A 17,275-nucleotide genomic window follows, 5' to 3' on the forward strand; every position below is an offset into this window, starting at 1 on the left:
AATTAGCGGCGTTGTGCGCTTACCCGTTGGATTTCCTCCAACAGACGGGGGGCGTGCGGGGTTGTGAGAGGGGTGAACCAGCGTTGTAAATGCCCCTCCCGATTGATAAGATATTTATAGAAGTTCCAACGCGGGCGGGAGAGGAAGCCGCCTTCTTTTGCTAACCATTGAAAGAGTGGAATCGCCGCATGTCCCTTGACGATGGATCGCGCGGCAAGGGGGAAACTCACACCATAACGCCGTTGGCAGAATTGCTTAATCTGCCCTGAATCCCCCGGTTCTTGCTGGCCAAAATCATTACTGGGAACGCCTAAGATGATAAGCCCATCCGGCGTAGAATGGCCCATCTCCCGCCAGAGTTGTTGGAGGCCCTCATATTGCTTGGTAAAGCCACATTCTGATGCTGTATTGACGATTAAAACCGGACGCCCCCGCCATTGTGAGAGGTCAATCTCTCCCCCTTCAAGCGCGGGTAGTTTGAAATCATACAGGCTGGTCATGAGGGTATATCCTGAAAGCAGCATAAGGCCATAAGGGCCGGACTCGGGGCGGCATATTATTCAAAACAAGGAGGACGGTCCAATAATTCATCACGGGCTTGATGGGGGGTCAGCTCCCCGGAGAGTAAGCGGGTGATGACATTAATAATGGGCGTATCAATTTCAAAACGGCGGCCAAGTTCGCGTAGGGTTGGGGCGGTGAGAACGCCTTCTGCCACTGTATTGCGGCGGGCGAGGATGTCGTCAATATTCTCGCCCTTACCCATTGCCACACCAAGGCTATAATTGCGTGAGCCCGCCCCCGTGGCAGTGAGGATGAGGTCTCCCATCCCAGCGAGGCCGTACATAGTACGCCCTTGCCCGCCCATAGCTTCGACAAGGCGGGCGGTCTCGGCTAAAGCACGGGTAATGATGGCAGCACGGGCATTTTCTCCCATGCCTGCCCCCACACTAATGCCCGCTCCAATGGCGATGACATTTTTCGCAGCCCCAGCAAGTTGCACACCAAGCGGGTCCGTACTGGCATAAAGACGTAAGCTCGGTGTTGTGAGGGCCTGCGTAAGTTGTGCGCTTAATGCGGCATCCTCTGTAGCTAGCGTGGCCGCGCTGGGCATACCTTGGGCGACTTCGATAGCAAAATTGGGACCGGATAAAACCGCAGCAGGGCGGCCGGGCATGGTTTGGGCGAGGACCTCCAACGGGAGGAGGAAGGTGCCTTGCTCCATCCCTTTGCAGCATGTGACGACAGGGACATGAGCAGCAAGCTGCTTTTGTAGTGCAAGGCTCGTATCACGCAGCCCCTGAGTGGGGACGACCAGCAACACAATATCCGCCTCGCTAGGCAATGAGCTGGAAATTGTAACGCTCTCGGGGACGGTCACTTGGGGGAGATGCGGCATGTTACGCGTCCCTGCGGGGACGGGGGTGCGCGTCCATAAGCTGACCTTAGCAATAGGGGCGAGGCTACAGGCGAGGGCGATTCCCCACGCTCCAGCCCCGATGACGGCAATGCGTGGCGGGGCAGTCATGATGATGGCTCCATTAACGAGGGGGAGATTGAAGCAGAAGGATGAGCAGAAGGCGCACAGCGTTCGCTTAACGGCCAACGAGGGCGTGGGGCAAGGGCAATATCACCGGGTTGCTCACCTTGATATAGGCGTTCCAAAGTGGCCCAGCCAATCATGGCTGCATTATCGGTGCAGAAGCGCAAAGGCGGGGCGAGGAAGGCGATATGATGCTCTTGTGCAATGTTCTCTAAGCGTTGGCGCAGCGTCTGATTCGCAGCCACTCCACCCGCTACGACCAAAGCTGTGACCGGTGGGACCGTAGCGAGAGCTTGCTTTACACGGTCTGTCATTACATCAGCGACAGCTTGCTGAAAGGATGCAGCAAGATCTGCGGCGATGTGTCGAGGCAGAGCCTCTCGGCCAAAGGGTTCAAGATAGCGGGAGACGGCTGTTTTAAGTCCGGAGAAGGAGAAGTCACAGCCGGGGCGACCTTTGAGCGGGCGGGGCAGGGTGTAAGCGCGGGGGTTACCCTCTTTTGCCAGTGCCTCCAAAGCGGGGCCGCCGGGCCAGCCAAGGCCAAGCATCTTTGCAACTTTATCGAAGGCTTCCCCTGCAGAATCATCAATCGTACCGCCAAGACGGCGATATTGGCCGACGCCTTCCACAAGGATGCATTGGCAATGCCCCCCAGAGACTAACAAGGCTAAGTAAGGGAAGTTTGGTGCGGTTTCTTCTGGGCGGAGAGAGGCCGGTAGGCGTGGTGTGAGGATGTGCGCTTCAATATGATTAATGCCCATAAAGGGCTTCCCGCGCGCCATGGCTAGCCCCTTGGCGTAAGAGCTACCAACAATCAAACCGCCAATTAAACCGGGGCCTGTCGTGGCGGCAAAAAGGGCAATATCGCTAAGGGCTAGCCCTGCACGCTCTAAGGTGAGGTCCACAAGGCTGGGCAAAGCTTTAAGATGGGCACGGGCGGCAATTTCCGGCACGACCCCCCCTAAGGCTGCGTGGTCCTCTTGCGAGAGGACGCTTTCCCCCAACAAGGTGCCATGACTATCGAGAATCGCGCAGGCGGTATCATCGCAGGAGGTCTCAATAGCTAAGAGGGGGGTGAGGGAGGATAGGTCGGACATAGTGCCTTATTATGCCGGATTCTCCAGAAGCATGACACCCCTTAGAAAATCGGTTATGGAGGGCAGACCATGAATGCTTCTTCTTTTTCTTCCGCTTCGCTCCAAAAGGTCGCTGCTGAGGCAGCGCGCCGTTCGCACGCGCAAACCCCGCCGGACCGCCGTAAACTCCCCTTACGAGTGGGGACGCGGGCATCCCCACTGGCCCTTGTGCAAACGCGGCATTTTTTAACGCGGCTAACGCGATTTTGCCCCGTATTGCGGGATATGGGGGCTTTTAAAGAGGAGCAGATGCAAACCTCTGGCGACCTGAATCTAAAAGACAGGCTCGCTGAGATTGGCGGAAAAGGGCTGTTCTCTAAGGAAATTCATGAGCTTCTCGCTGTAGGTGGGATTGATTTTGCCGTCCATAGTCTCAAAGACCTTGAGACGCATCTCCCGCCGGGGCTTGTGCTAGCTTGTACGATGAAGCGTGAAGATGCGCGCGATGTCCTCATGCTACGTAAGCGTGGGGTAAAGGTGGACCCGGCTAAGCCGTTTGATTGCCTGCCAGAAGGGGCCTTAGTGGGCTGTGCGTCTGTACGGCGGCAAGCGCAGATGCTCCATGTCCGGCCAGACCTCCGCTTCACCCTTCTGCGTGGAAATGTGCAGACTCGCTTGGATAAGCTGGGTGCGGGGCAATGTGATGCCACCTTGTTGGCTTATGCGGGGCTAAAACGGTTAGGCATGGAGGACCGGATTGATGTTCCTCTCTCCCCCGAGGTGATGTTGCCTGCCTCTGGCCAAGGGATTGTCGGCGTTACCGTGCGCGAGAGCGATCATGAATTACGGGAGCTTCTCTCAGCTATCGAGGACCCGGAGGCCCGCGCTGTTGCAACGGCTGAGCGTGCTTTATTGGCAGAGCTTGATGGCTCGTGCCGGACCCCGATTGGGGGTTATGCCCAGTTGAAAGAAGGGCGGTTGCATCTCTCTGGCCTTGTGGCGAGTGAGGATGGCACCTTCTTGCTACGGCGTGAGTATGAGGGTCTCCCAGAGGATGCCGCGCGGATGGGGTATGAGCTTGCTTGTGAGCTAAGGCGCGATACACCACCGGCGATTTTTGCAAAGATTGTTCAATCATAAAGATGATGCGCCGGGTTGTTCTTATCACCCGGCCAGAGCCGGGCTTGCGGGAGACACTTGCGCGTGTGCAGGCACAAGGTTGGCACGGTGTGGCAAGCCCTGTGATGCACATACAGCCCACCCCGCCTATTGCTGATTATCCCTGCCAGGCGATGTTGGTGACGAGTCGGCAGGTCCTCCCTTTTTTAGCGCATCAGAATCGAGAGCGTTTGGTCCTGACTGTGGGGGAGGCCACAGCGCGTCATGCGCGGGCGATGGGCTTTCAGCATGTCGAGGCCGCAAGTGGTGACCAAGAAGCGTTAGAGGCTCTTTGCCAACAAAAAGGCTTGCGCGGGCCGAGCCTTGTTTTGGCGTGTGGACGTGGGCGTGATGGCCAGCTTTACGGGGCAGGGCTAGTGCAGTCCTTGGGGGTGCAGCGGCTCGAGGCGTATCATGTACGGCCGGTTCCGTCTTTAAGCGATGCAGCCCTGAGGGCTCTTGCTCATGATGAGGTAACGGCCATCCTCTTTTATTCGCGTGAGACGGTAACGCTTTTTATGGAACTCTGCCCCGCAGAGCTACGCGCTGTATTACGCCATTGCCGTGCGCTTTGCTTGTCGGAGGCCATCGCAGCCCATGCCAGAAGCTATGATATATGGGGCGAGGTGGAGTTTGGACCTCCTCTTACCCTTTTGGGCCACATATAGCGGCTATGGAGGGTAAAAGGAGGCCAAGAGGCTAGGCCTTCGGTGATTATGCTTCGCCTTCTGGCTCGGGGAAGTTTTGTTCCTGCTTTGCTTGCCATAGGGCTGCGAAATCAATCGGCTGGAGAACAACCGGCGGGAAGCCCCCATCACGCGTTACATCACTGATGATGGCGCGGGCGAAGGGGAAGAGCAAACGAGGGATTTCAACCAACAGAATCGGCTCAATCAGCTCTTGGGGTGGGTTCTCTAGCGTGATGATGGCGGCATAGGAGAGCTCTGCAATAAAGACGACAGGACCAGCCGTTTGCTCACCCTCAGCAGGGGCCTCGGTGGCTTCTGCACGGATGATGAGCGTGACCTCATAGATGGATTGCTCTTCCTCAATCCGGCTGGCTTGGACATCAATATTCACACCTACTTGCGGTGGTGCTTGGAGGGAGGCAAAGGTCGCTGCTCCGCGGGGGACTTCAAAAGAGAGGTCCTTTGTATATTGCAGATTAATGGCCAAAGGCAGGGCTGGAGGGGTGTTATCCTGCCCAGCGGTAGGGCCGTTAGAAGCTGACATGGGGGGTCATCCTTGCATGATGAGAGGATTATAAGGTGATGTATGCATGCTTTATGAGGACAATCTCCCCACAAAGTAGAGGCGTCTATCGTTCTCAGGCGGTAGCATGTCTTAGGGAGAGGGCCAAGCGAGAGGGATGATCTTTTATCGAAATTCTGGCATGTTTTTAGGAACAAAAAAGAGGTGTATTTGTGCTTATCCTGTTACTAAGGAGCAATAGATGCTCTTGAGATTGTAGCGGGGGCGTCCTACCTATGAGGAATTATTGGGGGAAGTGCATTATGCCTTCCCAGCTTGGATGGATGATTTAGGACATACAATGGTGGATTTCCCCTGGGATATCGTGGTGTGGGCTGTAGTAGCTGTCATTATTGGCAGTGCTGTATTTTTTGTATTAGGGCGGCGTATGGGTGCGCAGGCTTTCCGGCGTGAGACGATCTCTTCTTCCTTAGCTGTGCGTGCCTCCAAGGAGGCTTCGTCGGCAGATGCGCTTAAGCCACCACCTTTGCCTAACCGCGTCGGACCGGAGCAAAAAGTAACAGAATATGGCATCCCAACGGGCGATAGTGCTTTAGCGCAGTCCCTGGGGCGAGTCGGTGATGTTGTAAGTGGCTTCTCAGCAGAATTTTTTCTTAAAAAAGCGGAAGATGTATTTGCACGAACAGTGAAGGCTTTCGCTTGTGCTGATCGGTCAATGCTTGCATCTGTTCTCGCCCCTGAGTTGCTAGAGCATTTTACGAAAGTGCTTGATGAACGTGCTGAACGACATGAGCAAGTGCATCTGGAGTTACGGCAGATCGAACGGCTAGAGTACATCTTTGCAACGGGGGATAAAGCAGAAGAGGGGCCGTGCCAGTTAGGGGTGCGGATTATCTCGTGGCAGGTCAGTTATTGCCGGGATGAAAAAGGGACCATCGTCGAAGGGACAGAAGCTTTGACGGAATTTAGGGATTGTTGGACCTTTGAATATGATATGAAAGGCCAATGGAAGATTGTTGCAACAAGGGCGGATTGAGCGTCTTTGGGGGCAAAAAGCCTCTCTCATATATGTGATGGGAGATTATATTGAAACAGTCCACTACTCTAAGGTGGACCGTAATGTGTCGTGGTATGATGAAACGTTCTTTTCCTTCAATTAGTGTTGTTATGTTCCCTTTACTGGTGGCTCTGGCAGGTTGTATGCCGGGTTTGCCTTCGGGGAAAATGGATGTGACATCAGCAGAGTATAGCAATCTCTCTGGTTGGGAGCGTGAAGATCATCCACGGCTTATTAAAATGTTAGCTGATGAATGTCAGCGCATTGATAAACTTCCCGCCGGGACGTTTTTAGGTGGGGCACGGACTCTGCCTTCTGGGCAGCATGTGGAAGATTGGCGTAATGTATGCGCAGCTCTTGCAGATGTGCAGAATGGTGATGATGCACAAGCGCGGCAGTTTTTTGAGACATGGTTTCAGCCTTATTTAGTCGTTAAAGGGGCATTTTATACAGGATATTATGACCCAGAAGTCCCCGCCTCTCTTACAAAAGGTGGTGCGTATCAGATCCCTCTTTATCGTCGTCCTAAAGACCTTCTCCGGGGGCGTAATGCCAATGGTGAGTTAGAGTTTGGGCATTGGGTGAATTCAGTATTCCGCCCTTATGATGACCGAGCCGCTATTGATGGTGGGTCTTTGGAGGGGAGAGGGCTAGAATTAGCATGGTTAAAAAGCCCGTTAGATCTTTTCCTATTGCAAACACAAGGTTCTGGTCGCTTGCGGTTGCAGGATGGGGGGGAGATGTTTGTTGGGTATGACGGCCGCAATGGGCAGCCTTATGTACCGATCGGGCGTGTGTTAGTACATAAAGGCGAGATGCGCGCAGAGGATGTGAATATTAAGAATATTCGCGCGTGGTTGGAGGCACATCCAGACCAAGTGAAGCCCGTCTTGGAAGCAAATCCGAGTTATGTTTTTTTCCGCCCTGTAGAGCGTAAGGCTGAGGAAGGGCCGATGGGGGCTTTTGGCGTACCGCTAACAGCGGGTCGTTCTATGGCTGTGGATAGGCGGCTTATTGGATATGGGATGCCAATATGGGCTGATATGAGCGGTAAAGGGCGTGATGGGCAGGCTGTTATATGGGCGCAGATGACGTTTGCCCAAGATACAGGGAGCGATATACGAGGGGCTGGACGGGGCGACCTCTTCCTTGGTTGGGGGCAGGAAGCTGCTAATATTGCGGGGAACATGAAGGATTATGGCCGTATGTTTGTTTTGGTCCCACGCACCTCTTTGACGCTCGCACCCAATGTTCCGGCCGGGCAGGCAACCGCTGGAGGGGGACAGACGGCCAAATGATACGTGCGCGTCGTGAGACGCTAGGAGAACATGCTTTAATCCGGGGTGATTGCCTCAGCGTGATGCGGCGTATGCCTATGGGGAGTGTGGATGTCGTAGTAACATCGCCTCCCTATAATCTTGGTCTTGCCTATCGTAGTTATAAAGATAGCCTCTCTGAAGAAAGCTATTTGGATTGGATGGAGCTTATCTGCCAAAAGATAGCCCGTGTTCTTAAAGAAGATGGTTCGTTTTTTCTCAATATTGCAGGCTCCTCCGCACAGCCTTGGTTACCTTTTGAGCTTATGGTCCGGTTGCGTGGGATTTTTGTGCTGCAAAATCATATTTCATGGGTCAAATCTATAGCCATTGGTGAGGTTACGCATGGGCATTTTAAGCCTGTAAACTCCCCGCGCTATGTTAATCGTAATCATGAACATATTTTTCACCTCACCAAACAAGGTGCAGTAGAGCTTGATAGGCTAGGGGCGGGGGTGCCCTTTACGGATAAGAGCAATATTCATCGCCGCCAACATCAAGAGGATAGGCGGTGTCGGGGGGATACATGGTTCATCCCTTACGAGACGGTACGGAGTCGTCACGCACGGTATAGCCATCCAGGGACATTTCCTGTTGCCTTGCCAGAGCGTTGTATTCGCCTGCATGGCTTGAGGCCTGATATGATGGTGTTAGACCCCTTTATGGGCACAGGCACCACCCTTATCGCCGCAGAGGCGTTAAAGGTGCGGTCCATCGGGATTGAAGCCGATACAACATATGTCCGCTTTGCGCGTAAGCGTCTGCGTGCGATGATAGAGCAAGGCCAAGAGGCGGATGTATGATGGAAGTGGGGCGGTAAGAGCGTGGCAAAGCGAGCATTAGGTGAAGATGAAGCCGCCCTTTGGCGTGCCGTGATGCAGGATGTCACGCCATTGCGCTCTCGTCAGGCTGTTAAGGCGGTACGCCCGCCTAAGCCCCCTCATAAGCCAGAGTTAAAGCAAGAGGTGGGGGAGGAAAAGCTGGTGCAGCCCGCCCCAATGGTGATGATGCAGCTTGCTGTATCGCCTGCTAAACCGCTCATCAAGCCTCGGCCTGTGCCACATGTGGGGGTACGGGCGGCTGGGTTGGATGATACACAATGGCGGCGTCTCTCACGGGGGCAATTACGTGTTGATGCACGGCTCGATTTACATGGCTATATCGTGCAAGAGGCTTTTGAGGTGTTCCATCGGTTTATGCAACGCGGCCGCGTGATGGGGTGGCGATGTGTGGAAATTGTTACAGGGCTAGGCAGCGGGGCGCGCGGCGGGACAATCCGGCAAGAATTACCCTTATGGTTGCAGCGCAGCGATATTGCGCCAATGGTGTTGGGGGTTGTCCATAGTCATCGCGGTAATCAAGGGGCTTTAAGGCTTTTATTACGAAAGAAACGTTAGGCGGTGAGAAAGATGTTATTTACCCTTGGATAAGGGCGAAGGCTCTTCTATAACCAATAGAACGCGAATGATTATTAATTGAGGCATAAAGTCCAGACCATCGAGCAGAAGCAACGATGGACCGGCGTCTCTAGTGGGTAAAGGCGTAATAACGATGGTCTCACTCAAAAGCTTCTTTAATCCTGTAAGTTTAACGATGGCTATGTTGGCAGGAGCTATGCTCCCGTTACAGGCTCAAGCGAAGGATGTGCGCGATATTACGGGGGAGGTTGTCTCTGTCCCCGACCATCCGCAGCGGATCATCCTTGGGGAAGGGCGGCTGATTTACGCGCTGGAGCCTTTAGAAGGCCGCCATTTGTTTGACCATATCGTGGGCTGGCAAGGGGAGTTCCGCGAGGCAGATACGCAGAATTACGAGCAAATGCTCAAAACCTTCCCAGAGGCGGCACATGTTGCAGTGATTGGCCGCACAACAGCCGATACGATTAGCCCAGAGAAGGTGTTAGACCTCCACCCAGACCTTGCCATCTTTAGCACAACAGGCCACGGGCCGGGGCAATCTGGCGATGTAACGGCGCGGCTTAGAGCAGCGCACATCCCTGTTTTATTTGTGGATTTCCGCCAAGACCCGGTAAAGACGACTGTGCCGAGTATGCTCATTTTAGGGCAGGCTCTTGGTCGTGAGGCCGAGGCCAAAGCCTATACGGATTTTTATGAAGAACGGCTAAAGGCCATTCGTTCGGTCGTGGAGACCATCCCAGAGGCACAAAAGCCGACTGTATTTATCAATATGCTAGCCGGGGCACGCCAAAGCTGCTGTCATACAGCTGGGCGTGGGAATATGGGTGCGTTTATCGAGGCCGCTGGTGGTCGTAATATCGCGGCATCTCTTTTGCCTGGTTATATTGGGGATGTCTCTGCCGAGATGGTTATCGCCCAAGACCCTGACGTACTTATCTTGGATGGGACACGCGGCCCCGGCCCCAGTGGTCCAGGCCTAAAGATGGGCTCTCAAGTCACGCCGGAGATGGCAGAAGCCTCATTAAATAGCCTCTTACAAGCCCCGGAGCTTGCAGGGTTGAAGGCTGTGCGGAATGGGCGTGCTTATGGCATCTGGCATACATTTTATGACAGCCCCTTTAATATCCTAGCGATTGAGGTCATGGCTAAGTGGTTTTACCCAGAGCGGTTTAAGGATTTAGACCCAGAGGCGGATCGCAGCCTTGTGCAGAGCCGCTTTACAGCTATGCCAAATAGCGGGACATATTGGATCAAGGCGCATGTCCAGTAATGAGGTAAAAAAATCGTTGGGTGATGGGTCATCTGAGGAGATGACCCGTCTAGCCACACGTTTGACGGGCATACAAACAGCTTATGTGCAGCTTACGCGCCATAGGGTGGCTCTATTAAGCGTGTTGGCTGGATTGATTTTGCTGTCACTTTTATTGGACTTCTCCTTAGGGCCAGCTGGGCTGGGGCCACGTGCTTTAGTACATGCGCTCTTTAACCCTTCCTCTGGGACAAATGGTGTAATTGTCTGGCATATTCGCTTGCCTTACGCGCTTATGGCTATCCTTGTTGGGTGTGCTTTAGGCATCGCCGGTGGCGAGATGCAAACAGTGTTGGATAATCCATTGGCCAGCCCTTACACACTTGGCGTGTCTGCGGCTGCGGCCTTTGGGGCATCTTTAGCGATTGTGCTGCATTGGCACATTCCTTATGTGCCAGAGACATGGATGGTCCCGCTAGAGGCTTTCTTATTTGCTGTTGGATCAGCTTGTTTGCTGGAGGTTGTGGCACGGGCACGTGGCCATTCCACCACGATGGTGGTTTTGTTCGGGATTGCGCTTGTGTTTACCTTCCATGCTTTTGTGGCGTTGATGCAGTTCATTGCCGATGAGGATGCCCTACAAGACCTCGTCTTTTGGACAATGGGCAGTTTAACACGCGCCGATTGGGGGAAGATTAGCGTCATGGCGGTAGGCTGTGCGGTGGTTTTGCCTTTTTGCTTCCGTGCAGCCCCAGCTTTAACGGCTCTGCGTCTGGGGGAGGATCGTGCGGCGAGTTATGGGGTGGATGTCAAACATTTGCGGATGATGTCTTTATTGCGGATTAGCGTCCTCTCAGCTCTAGCGGTGTCCTTTGTGGGGACGATTGGGTTTGTCGGGTTGGTAGCCCCGCATATTGCACGGCGACTTTTGGGGGAGGATCATCGTTTTTATCTTCCCGGTTCTGCCCTATGTGGGTGCTTGATAATGTCTCTTGCCTCCATAGCAGCGAAGAACATCATGCCGGGGGTAGTGATTCCTGTTGGGATTGTGACCTCCTTAGTGGGGATTCCTTTCTTCCTTGCTGTGGTTTTACGAAAGGGGGCGTAAATGCTGGAGATTGAGAGCCTTTGCGTCCATTATGGGCGGCGGGAAGTGCTGCACCGTATGACATTGGCCCCCATGCAAGCAGGGCGTGTTACAGCCCTTTTGGGGCCGAACGGGTCGGGAAAATCGACCTTTATGCGCGGTATTGCGGGGCTTGTTCGGGCAGAGGGGCGTATTCGCCTAGGGGGGAAGGACCTCTCTAGCCTTGCTGTGGGGGAGCGGTCACGCTTAGCGGCGTATTTACCGCAGAGCCTCCCTCCAACAGTGCATCTTCAGGTGATTGAAGCGGTGATGGTAGCGCGGCGGGCAGGCGAGGCTGTCTCGGCTGAATGTGCTTTGCGCGATAGCACTGATGTGTTGGAGGAGCTAGGGATTGGCCATCTTGCCCTCCGTTATATGGATGAACTCTCCGGTGGGCAGCGTCAGATGGTTGGTCTGGCACAAGCCTTAGTGCGCCGTCCTGCGATGTTGTTGCTTGATGAGCCCTTAAGCGCGTTGGATTTACGCTATCAGTTTGCTGTGATGGATGTTGTGAGGCGGGAGACGCGTAAACGCAATATCGTCACATTGCTGGTTGTGCATGACCTCAACATCGCTCTCCAACGCGCTGATGATGTCGTCTATATGCGCAATGGTCGCCTTGTCGCACAGGGTAGCGTGATGGGTGTTACCACACCTGAGGTTCTCGGTGATGTTTATGGGGTTGAGACCCGTCTTGAAGTCTGCCCCCGTGGCCTGCCTCATGTGCTGGTAGATGGCATTATAGGAGAGGATGCTTAAGAAGGCGCCCTCTCTATGGGAGGATTAAGGCCAGATAACCTCTGGCGGCATGGACATGAGGATAGCCTCCGTATTGCCCCCTGTTTTTAACCCAAAGAGCGTGCCTCTGTCGTAAAGGAGGTTAAACTCCACATAACGACCGCGCCGCTTGAGCTGTGCTAGGCGGTCTTCCTCGCTCCATGGGGTGAACATGCGTTTGCGGACAATGGCAGCGTAGCATTCCAAAAACGCATCGCCGACATCGCGGGTGAAGGTAAAGTCGCTTGCGAGATTACCGCTATCGAGCCAATCATAAAAGATGCCTCCAAGCCCGCGTGGTTCATTGCGATGTTTGAGGAAGAAATATTCATCACACCAAGCTTTAAAGCGTGGGTAATAAGCAGGGTCGTGCCTATCGCACGCTTGCTTAAAGGCGGCATGAAACATAGCCGCATCATCAAGAGCTTCTTGGCTCTCGGGGAACATGGGGGTGATGTCGCCACCACCGCCAAACCAGCCCTTGGAGGTCAGGATCATCCGTGTGTTGAAATGCGCTGCACTGACATGCGGGTTACAGGGATGAGCTACGAGAGAAATACCAGTGGCAAAAAAGCGTGGGTCACTCTCTGCCCCGGGGATGGATTTGCGGAACTCCGGCGTGAACTCCCCCCACACGGTGGAAATATTGACACCAACTTTCTCAAACACGCGGCCTTTCATGACGGACATAACCCCGCCGCCACCTTCAGCACGCTTCCATGATGTTTGTTGGAAGCGACCAGCCTCCGTACGCCCCTTCAATGTTGGGGCATTTTCTGCAACGGCCTTATCCTCCAAAGCTTCATAGGTGGCACAAAGCCGGTCACGTAAGTTCTCAAACCAATATTGGGCGTCTTTTGTTAACGCTGTATGAGGGAGGTCAGGTAGAGTGAAGCTATTGGAGGAAGGCATAATGATCTTCCTATTCCTCATAGAATGAAGCGATTTCTTTCATTCTATCATAGGGGAATGTCCTCACAAGACAAAAAGCCGTGTCTGCTTACTGGCTGTTCTTGATTCTGTAATTAGGAGACGCAAAACTATAGTTAGTCTGTTCTCCCATGCTGTAAAAGGTGAAGAGAGATAGAAGATCGTCTTTAACTCTTGATTTTAGGGTTGCTCTTCTGAAAAACTCTTCGTTATCTGAGAAAGGACTGTCAGCAGCTTGGTAGGGGGCTATGGAGAGCTTATCAGCCAGGCCGGGTTTAGGCAGGATGGAGTGAGGATTTATGGTTGCAGAAGATACAATCGAGCCTGTCATTGGTGTTATCGGAGGCTCCGGCCTTTATGAGATTGATGGGCTGGAAAACCGGGAATGGCGTCGTTGTGAGTCGCCATGGGGTAAGCCTTCGGACGAGCTGCTTTTTGGCACGCTGGAGGGTGTGCGATGCGTCTTTTTACCACGCCATGGCCGTGGGCATCCTATCCCACCTTCCCGTTTGAATTATCGTGCTAATATTGATGCGCTCAAACGTGCAGGTGTGACGGATATTATTTCCCTTTCCGCTGTTGGCTCTTTGAAGGAAGATTTAGCTCCCGGCCATTTTGTGTTGGTTGATCAGTTTATCGACCTCACACAAGGCCGTCCCCGGACCTTCTTTGAGGAAGGCTGCGTGGCCCATGTGGCCATGGGTGAGCCTGTTTCAGCACGAATGGCTAAAACATTAGCTGAGGAGGCTGAAAAGCTGGATATTTCCGTCACGAAGGGCGGGACTTATGTGGTGATCGAGGGGCCTCAATTCTCCACACGGGCCGAGAGTGAGCTTTATCGCTCTTGGGGGGCGTCTGTCATTGGGATGACAAACATGCCAGAAGCACGCCTCGCGCGGGAAGCAGAGATGAACTACGCTACCGTTGCGATGGTGACGGATTATGATTGCTGGCATGAGGAGCATGAGCATGTCACGGTGGAGGCTGTAATTCGGACGATGAAGAGCAACTCCACCCATGCGCGGGAGCTTGTCCGCCGCGCTATTCCTGCCCTTGGGAAGCCGCGGCCTATTTGCACAGGCCCCGGTGCGGCAGAGCGTGCGTTGGATAACGCCATTATCACCCCGCCAGAAGCACGGGATTTTGCGGCTATTTCACGCTTGGATGCGGTCGCAGGCCGTGTTTTGATGGGCTAAGTCCAGCCTGTGATGATGCAGGAATGACGCTGTAGAAAAGCCCCTCTGTTCCATTGTAAGCAGAGGGGCTTTTTCTATCTTTTTCTAGGATGAATGGGGCCTAAAATCCGTGGAGCAAGCCGCCATCAATCGGGATGCGCGTCCCGGTGATATAAGCGGCAAGCGGGCTTGCGAGAAATGCTACGAGATGGCCGAACTCCTCAGGCTGGGCATAACGGCCTGCGGGGATCCCAGCTTCTTTTTGTTTGCGAAACTCTGCGAGGGGAATCCCCGCTTTTTCGGCACGGATTTTATTGAGCGTTGCAGTGCGTTCTGTCTCAAACCGACCGGGGAGAATGGTGTTAACAGTCACGCCATCCTGCGTTACCTCACGCGCAAGCGTTTTGCCCCAACTCGCCAAAGCAGAGCGTAACGCGCTAGAGAGAACAAGATTAGGGATAGGCTCCACAATACTGGTGGAGGAAATCATAAGGATGCGCCCAAATTGCCGTTGCCTCATCCCCGGTAGATATTGGCTGACAAGCTGCATAATGGGCAGCAGCATGGTTGTGGCTTCTTGCTGCCATAGGGCTGGGTCGCACTCTGTTGCAGGGCCAAGGGGCGGGCCGCCGCCATTGCCGATGATAATATCAACTTCTGGCAAATCTGCTTTTAAGGTTTTGAGGCACGTTTGGACACTCTCTTGAGAGGCAAAATCTACACTATGCCACTGTGGTGTGATGCTTGTCTCAGCCGTGATTTTTGTTGCAGCCTGTTGGAGGGTCGCCTCATTGCGAGCGAGGAGATAAGGGCGTACCCCTTCTTTTGCAAGGGCTAGGGCGGCCCCTAGTCCCAGCCCTTGGCTACCCCCCATAATAATGGCCGAGCGGCGCGTAAGATGTAGGTCCATAATCTGGCTCCCCCTTTTAAAAGACCTTCACACCATTCATCCTCTCGGAGAGGAGCGCAAGAGGGAGATGGTGTTTGACATAGAATAAGAAAATCTAATGAATAATAGATATTAAAAGGCAATAACGATTAAAAAACATCATAAGGACGCCTCTCTCCTGCTTGACGCTGCTAGAGGGCATCACTATCTCTCATTCGCCCCACAAAATGGGGAGTTTTCTTGGTGCGCTGCTAGATTGAGCGCAATAACCCGGCTGCGCTGCTTTATGAGAAGGGCCAGCCTAGAATGGAGTGATCCATGACGAAATTTCGTCCCCTTCACGACCGTGTAGTGGTCCGTCGCCTAGATGGTGAGGAAAAAACCGCTGGTGGCATTATCATTCCTGAGACCGCTAAGGAAAAGCCAATGGAAGGCGAGGTTCTCGCTGTTGGCTCTGGTGCCCGTAACGAGCAAGGCCAGGTTGTGCCGTTGGATGTTAAAGTGGGCGACCGTGTCCTCTTTGGCAAATGGTCCGGCACTGAGGTGAAGGTCAATGGGGAAGACCTGTTGATCATGAAAGAGAGCGACATTCTTGGCGTTGTTGGCTAAGGCTGCGCCCTCTCTTTAAATCCTGTTCTGACCTTTGTTTAAGGAAGTGATATTATTATGGCTGCTAAAGACGTAAAATTTGGTGCAGATGCTCGTGAGCGTATGCTCCGTGGTGTGGATATTCTCGCCAATGCTGTGAAGGTGACACTCGGCCCTAAAGGCCGCAATGTCGTGCTGGATAAAAGCTACGGTGCCCCGCGCATCACTAAGGATGGTGTCTCTGTCGCTAAAGAGATCGAGCTTGCTGATAAGTTCGAGAATATGGGCGCGCAGATGGTGCGTGAGGTATCCTCTAAGACCAATGATGTTGCTGGTGATGGTACCACAACAGCTACAGTTCTGGCTCAGGCTATCATCCGTGAGGGGGCTAAAGCTGTCGCTGCGGGCATGAACCCGATGGACCTCAAACGCGGGATTGATAAAGCTGTTCTGCGTGTTGTGGAGGAGCTGAAAAACCGCACTAAGAAGATTTCTTCTCAGGATGAGATTTCTCAGGTTGGCACAATCTCTGCCAATGGTGAGTCCGAAGTGGGTAAGATGATCTCCGAAGCTATGGGGAAAGTCGGCCATGAGGGCGTTATCACGGTAGAAGAGGCCAAGGGTCTGCATACCGAGCTTGATGTTGTTGAGGGCATGCAGTTCGACCGCGGTTATATCTCCCCGTACTTCGTGACAAACACGGAGAAGATGACCGCTGATTTGGAAAACCCTTACATCCTGATTCATGAGAAGAAGATTTCTTCCCTTCAGCCGATGCTGCCGCTGTTGGAGAGTGCCGTTCAGTCTGGCCGTCCGCTGCTCATTATCGCTGAGGAAGTGGATGGCGAGGCTCTGGCAACCCTGGTTGTCAATAAGCTGCGCGGTGGCTTGAAGATTGCTGCTGTGAAGGCTCCGGGCTTTGGTGACCGCCGCAAAGCTATGCTGGAGGACATCGCCATCGTCACAGGTGGGCAGGTTGTCTCTGAGGAAGTTGGCATCAAGCTGGAATCTGTAACGCTGGATATGCTTGGCACAGCCAAGAAGGTGCATATCGATAAAGAGAACACCACCATCGTTGAGGGTGCTGGTGCGGCAGAGGCTATCAAGGGCCGTTGTGCACAAATCCGCTCTCAGATTGAGGCCACAACCTCCGATTATGACCGCGAGAAGCTGCAAGAGCGTTTGGCTAAGCTTGCTGGTGGCGTTGCTGTCATCCGCGTTGGTGGTAGCACCGAGGTTGAGGTGAAGGAGCGTAAAGACCGCGTGGATGACGCCCTGCACGCAACCCGCGCTGCGGTTGAGGAAGGCATCGTCCCCGGTGGTGGTACGGCTCTGGCCCGTGCAAGCTTGCTGTTTGATGATCTCTCCTTCGAGAATGACGATCAGCGCGCTGGTGCCCATATTGTGCGCAAGGCTCTTCAAGCTCCGCTGCGTCAGATTGCCCATAATGCGGGTGAAGATGGTGCCGTGATTGCTGGTAAGGTGCTGGAGCTGAGCAACTATAACGAGGGCTTTGATGCTCAGAAGGGTGAGTATAAGGACCTCGTAGCGGCTGGTATTATCGACCCGACAAAGGTTGTGCGTACGGCTCTGCAAGATGCAGCCTCCGTTGCTGGCCTGCTCATCACCACCGAGGCTATGGTTGCCGAGCGTCCGGAGAAGAAGTCCGATGATGCTGCTGGTGCCGGTATGGGTGGCATGGGCGGAATGGGTGGCATGGGGGGTATGGGCGGCTTCTAATCGCTCATTCTTCCCCATCCC

The 17,275-nt window shown here is 53.8% G+C and carries 18 protein-coding genes; 12 read left to right on the forward strand and 6 right to left on the reverse strand.

The genetic code is table 11. The annotated features are described in order from the left end of the window. Positions 1 to 2: 2 nt before the first annotated feature. The 3 genes from NQF64_RS01580 to tsaD are packed head-to-tail and all read right to left on the reverse strand — an operon-like array spanning position 3 to position 2,640. A complete protein-coding gene (locus NQF64_RS01580; RefSeq protein WP_099026063.1) occupies positions 3 to 500 on the reverse strand; it encodes a glutathione peroxidase in 498 nt (165 codons plus the stop codon). A 56-nt stretch (positions 501 to 556) separates the two neighbouring features. Next, the gene (locus NQF64_RS01585) at positions 557 to 1,528 is read right to left on the reverse strand and encodes an NAD(P)H-dependent glycerol-3-phosphate dehydrogenase (protein WP_099026062.1); all 972 of its coding nucleotides are present in this window, start codon (positions 1,526 to 1,528) and stop codon (positions 557 to 559) included. Beyond that, a complete protein-coding gene (tsaD, locus tag NQF64_RS01590; protein WP_266106256.1) occupies positions 1,525 to 2,640 on the reverse strand; it encodes a tRNA (adenosine(37)-N6)-threonylcarbamoyltransferase complex transferase subunit TsaD in 1,116 nt (371 codons plus the stop codon). Before tsaD ends, NQF64_RS01585 begins: the two co-directional genes overlap by 4 nt. Before the next feature lie 69 nt (positions 2,641 to 2,709). On the opposite strand from tsaD, the gene hemC reads away from it, so the two are divergent. Then, complete coding sequence (gene hemC, locus NQF64_RS01595; protein WP_099026060.1) at positions 2,710 to 3,759, forward strand: hydroxymethylbilane synthase; 1,050 nt, start codon at positions 2,710 to 2,712, stop codon at positions 3,757 to 3,759. A gap of 2 nt (positions 3,760 to 3,761) precedes the next feature. Continuing rightward, entirely contained in the window at positions 3,762 to 4,445 is a 684-nt protein-coding gene (locus tag NQF64_RS01600; RefSeq protein WP_266106257.1) for a uroporphyrinogen-III synthase, read from the forward strand. Between the two features lie 46 nt (positions 4,446 to 4,491). Here the strand turns inward: NQF64_RS01600 and secB are convergent, their stop codons facing one another. Next, positions 4,492 to 5,010: a protein-export chaperone SecB gene (gene secB / locus NQF64_RS01605; RefSeq protein WP_099026058.1), complete on the reverse strand. Its 519-nt coding sequence runs from the start codon at positions 5,008 to 5,010 to the stop codon at positions 4,492 to 4,494. A 274-nt stretch (positions 5,011 to 5,284) separates the two neighbouring features. On the opposite strand from secB, the gene NQF64_RS01610 reads away from it, so the two are divergent. The 7 genes from NQF64_RS01610 (at position 5,285) to NQF64_RS01640 (ending at position 11,914) form a co-directional block, all read left to right on the forward strand. Further along, positions 5,285 to 6,025 carry a Tim44/TimA family putative adaptor protein gene (locus tag NQF64_RS01610; RefSeq protein WP_143813598.1) on the forward strand — a complete coding sequence of 247 codons (741 nt, stop codon included), beginning with the start codon at positions 5,285 to 5,287 and terminating at the stop codon, positions 6,023 to 6,025. A 95-nt stretch (positions 6,026 to 6,120) separates the two neighbouring features. Continuing rightward, positions 6,121 to 7,344, forward strand: a complete 1,224-nt coding sequence (mltA, locus tag NQF64_RS01615) for a murein transglycosylase A (protein ID WP_266106258.1) — start codon at positions 6,121 to 6,123, stop codon at positions 7,342 to 7,344. Beyond that, the gene (locus NQF64_RS01620; RefSeq protein WP_099026054.1) at positions 7,341 to 8,165 is read left to right on the forward strand and encodes a DNA-methyltransferase; all 825 of its coding nucleotides are present in this window, start codon (positions 7,341 to 7,343) and stop codon (positions 8,163 to 8,165) included. The genes mltA and NQF64_RS01620 overlap by 4 nt, the downstream gene beginning before the upstream one ends. A gap of 21 nt (positions 8,166 to 8,186) precedes the next feature. Further along, positions 8,187 to 8,759 carry a Smr/MutS family protein gene (locus NQF64_RS01625; protein ID WP_266106259.1) on the forward strand — a complete coding sequence of 191 codons (573 nt, stop codon included), beginning with the start codon at positions 8,187 to 8,189 and terminating at the stop codon, positions 8,757 to 8,759. Positions 8,760 to 8,913: 154 nt separating this feature from the next. Continuing rightward, positions 8,914 to 10,050 carry an ABC transporter substrate-binding protein gene (locus NQF64_RS01630; protein ID WP_099026053.1) on the forward strand — a complete coding sequence of 379 codons (1,137 nt, stop codon included), beginning with the start codon at positions 8,914 to 8,916 and terminating at the stop codon, positions 10,048 to 10,050. Positions 10,051 to 10,090: 40 nt separating this feature from the next. Next, positions 10,091 to 11,137: a FecCD family ABC transporter permease gene (locus NQF64_RS01635; protein WP_407651801.1), complete on the forward strand. Its 1,047-nt coding sequence runs from the start codon at positions 10,091 to 10,093 to the stop codon at positions 11,135 to 11,137. Next, a complete protein-coding gene (locus NQF64_RS01640) occupies positions 11,138 to 11,914 on the forward strand; it encodes an ABC transporter ATP-binding protein (protein WP_099026052.1) in 777 nt (258 codons plus the stop codon). A gap of 24 nt (positions 11,915 to 11,938) precedes the next feature. On the opposite strand, the gene hemF is transcribed toward NQF64_RS01640, so the two are convergent. Further along, positions 11,939 to 12,844 carry an oxygen-dependent coproporphyrinogen oxidase gene (gene hemF / locus NQF64_RS01645; protein WP_099026051.1) on the reverse strand — a complete coding sequence of 302 codons (906 nt, stop codon included), beginning with the start codon at positions 12,842 to 12,844 and terminating at the stop codon, positions 11,939 to 11,941. Positions 12,845 to 13,161: 317 nt separating this feature from the next. On the opposite strand from hemF, the gene NQF64_RS01650 reads away from it, so the two are divergent. After that, positions 13,162 to 14,058 carry an S-methyl-5'-thioadenosine phosphorylase gene (locus NQF64_RS01650; RefSeq protein WP_266106261.1) on the forward strand — a complete coding sequence of 299 codons (897 nt, stop codon included), beginning with the start codon at positions 13,162 to 13,164 and terminating at the stop codon, positions 14,056 to 14,058. 100 nt (positions 14,059 to 14,158) lie between these two features. On the opposite strand, the gene NQF64_RS01655 is transcribed toward NQF64_RS01650, so the two are convergent. After that, positions 14,159 to 14,947 carry an SDR family oxidoreductase gene (locus NQF64_RS01655; RefSeq protein ID WP_266106262.1) on the reverse strand — a complete coding sequence of 263 codons (789 nt, stop codon included), beginning with the start codon at positions 14,945 to 14,947 and terminating at the stop codon, positions 14,159 to 14,161. 297 nt (positions 14,948 to 15,244) lie between these two features. Between NQF64_RS01655 and groES the strand changes: the two genes are divergently transcribed. Both groES and groL read left to right on the forward strand, forming a co-directional pair. Continuing rightward, entirely contained in the window at positions 15,245 to 15,535 is a 291-nt protein-coding gene (groES, locus tag NQF64_RS01660; RefSeq protein ID WP_099026048.1) for a co-chaperone GroES, read from the forward strand. 57 nt (positions 15,536 to 15,592) lie between these two features. Further along, a complete protein-coding gene (groL, locus tag NQF64_RS01665; protein ID WP_099026047.1) occupies positions 15,593 to 17,254 on the forward strand; it encodes a chaperonin GroEL in 1,662 nt (553 codons plus the stop codon). The last annotated feature ends 21 nt before the right edge of the window (positions 17,255 to 17,275 follow it).

It is taken from the genome of Bombella saccharophila (genome assembly GCF_026385475.1).
In the GTDB taxonomy this organism is placed as follows: Bacteria; Pseudomonadota; Alphaproteobacteria; order Acetobacterales; family Acetobacteraceae; genus Bombella; species Bombella saccharophila.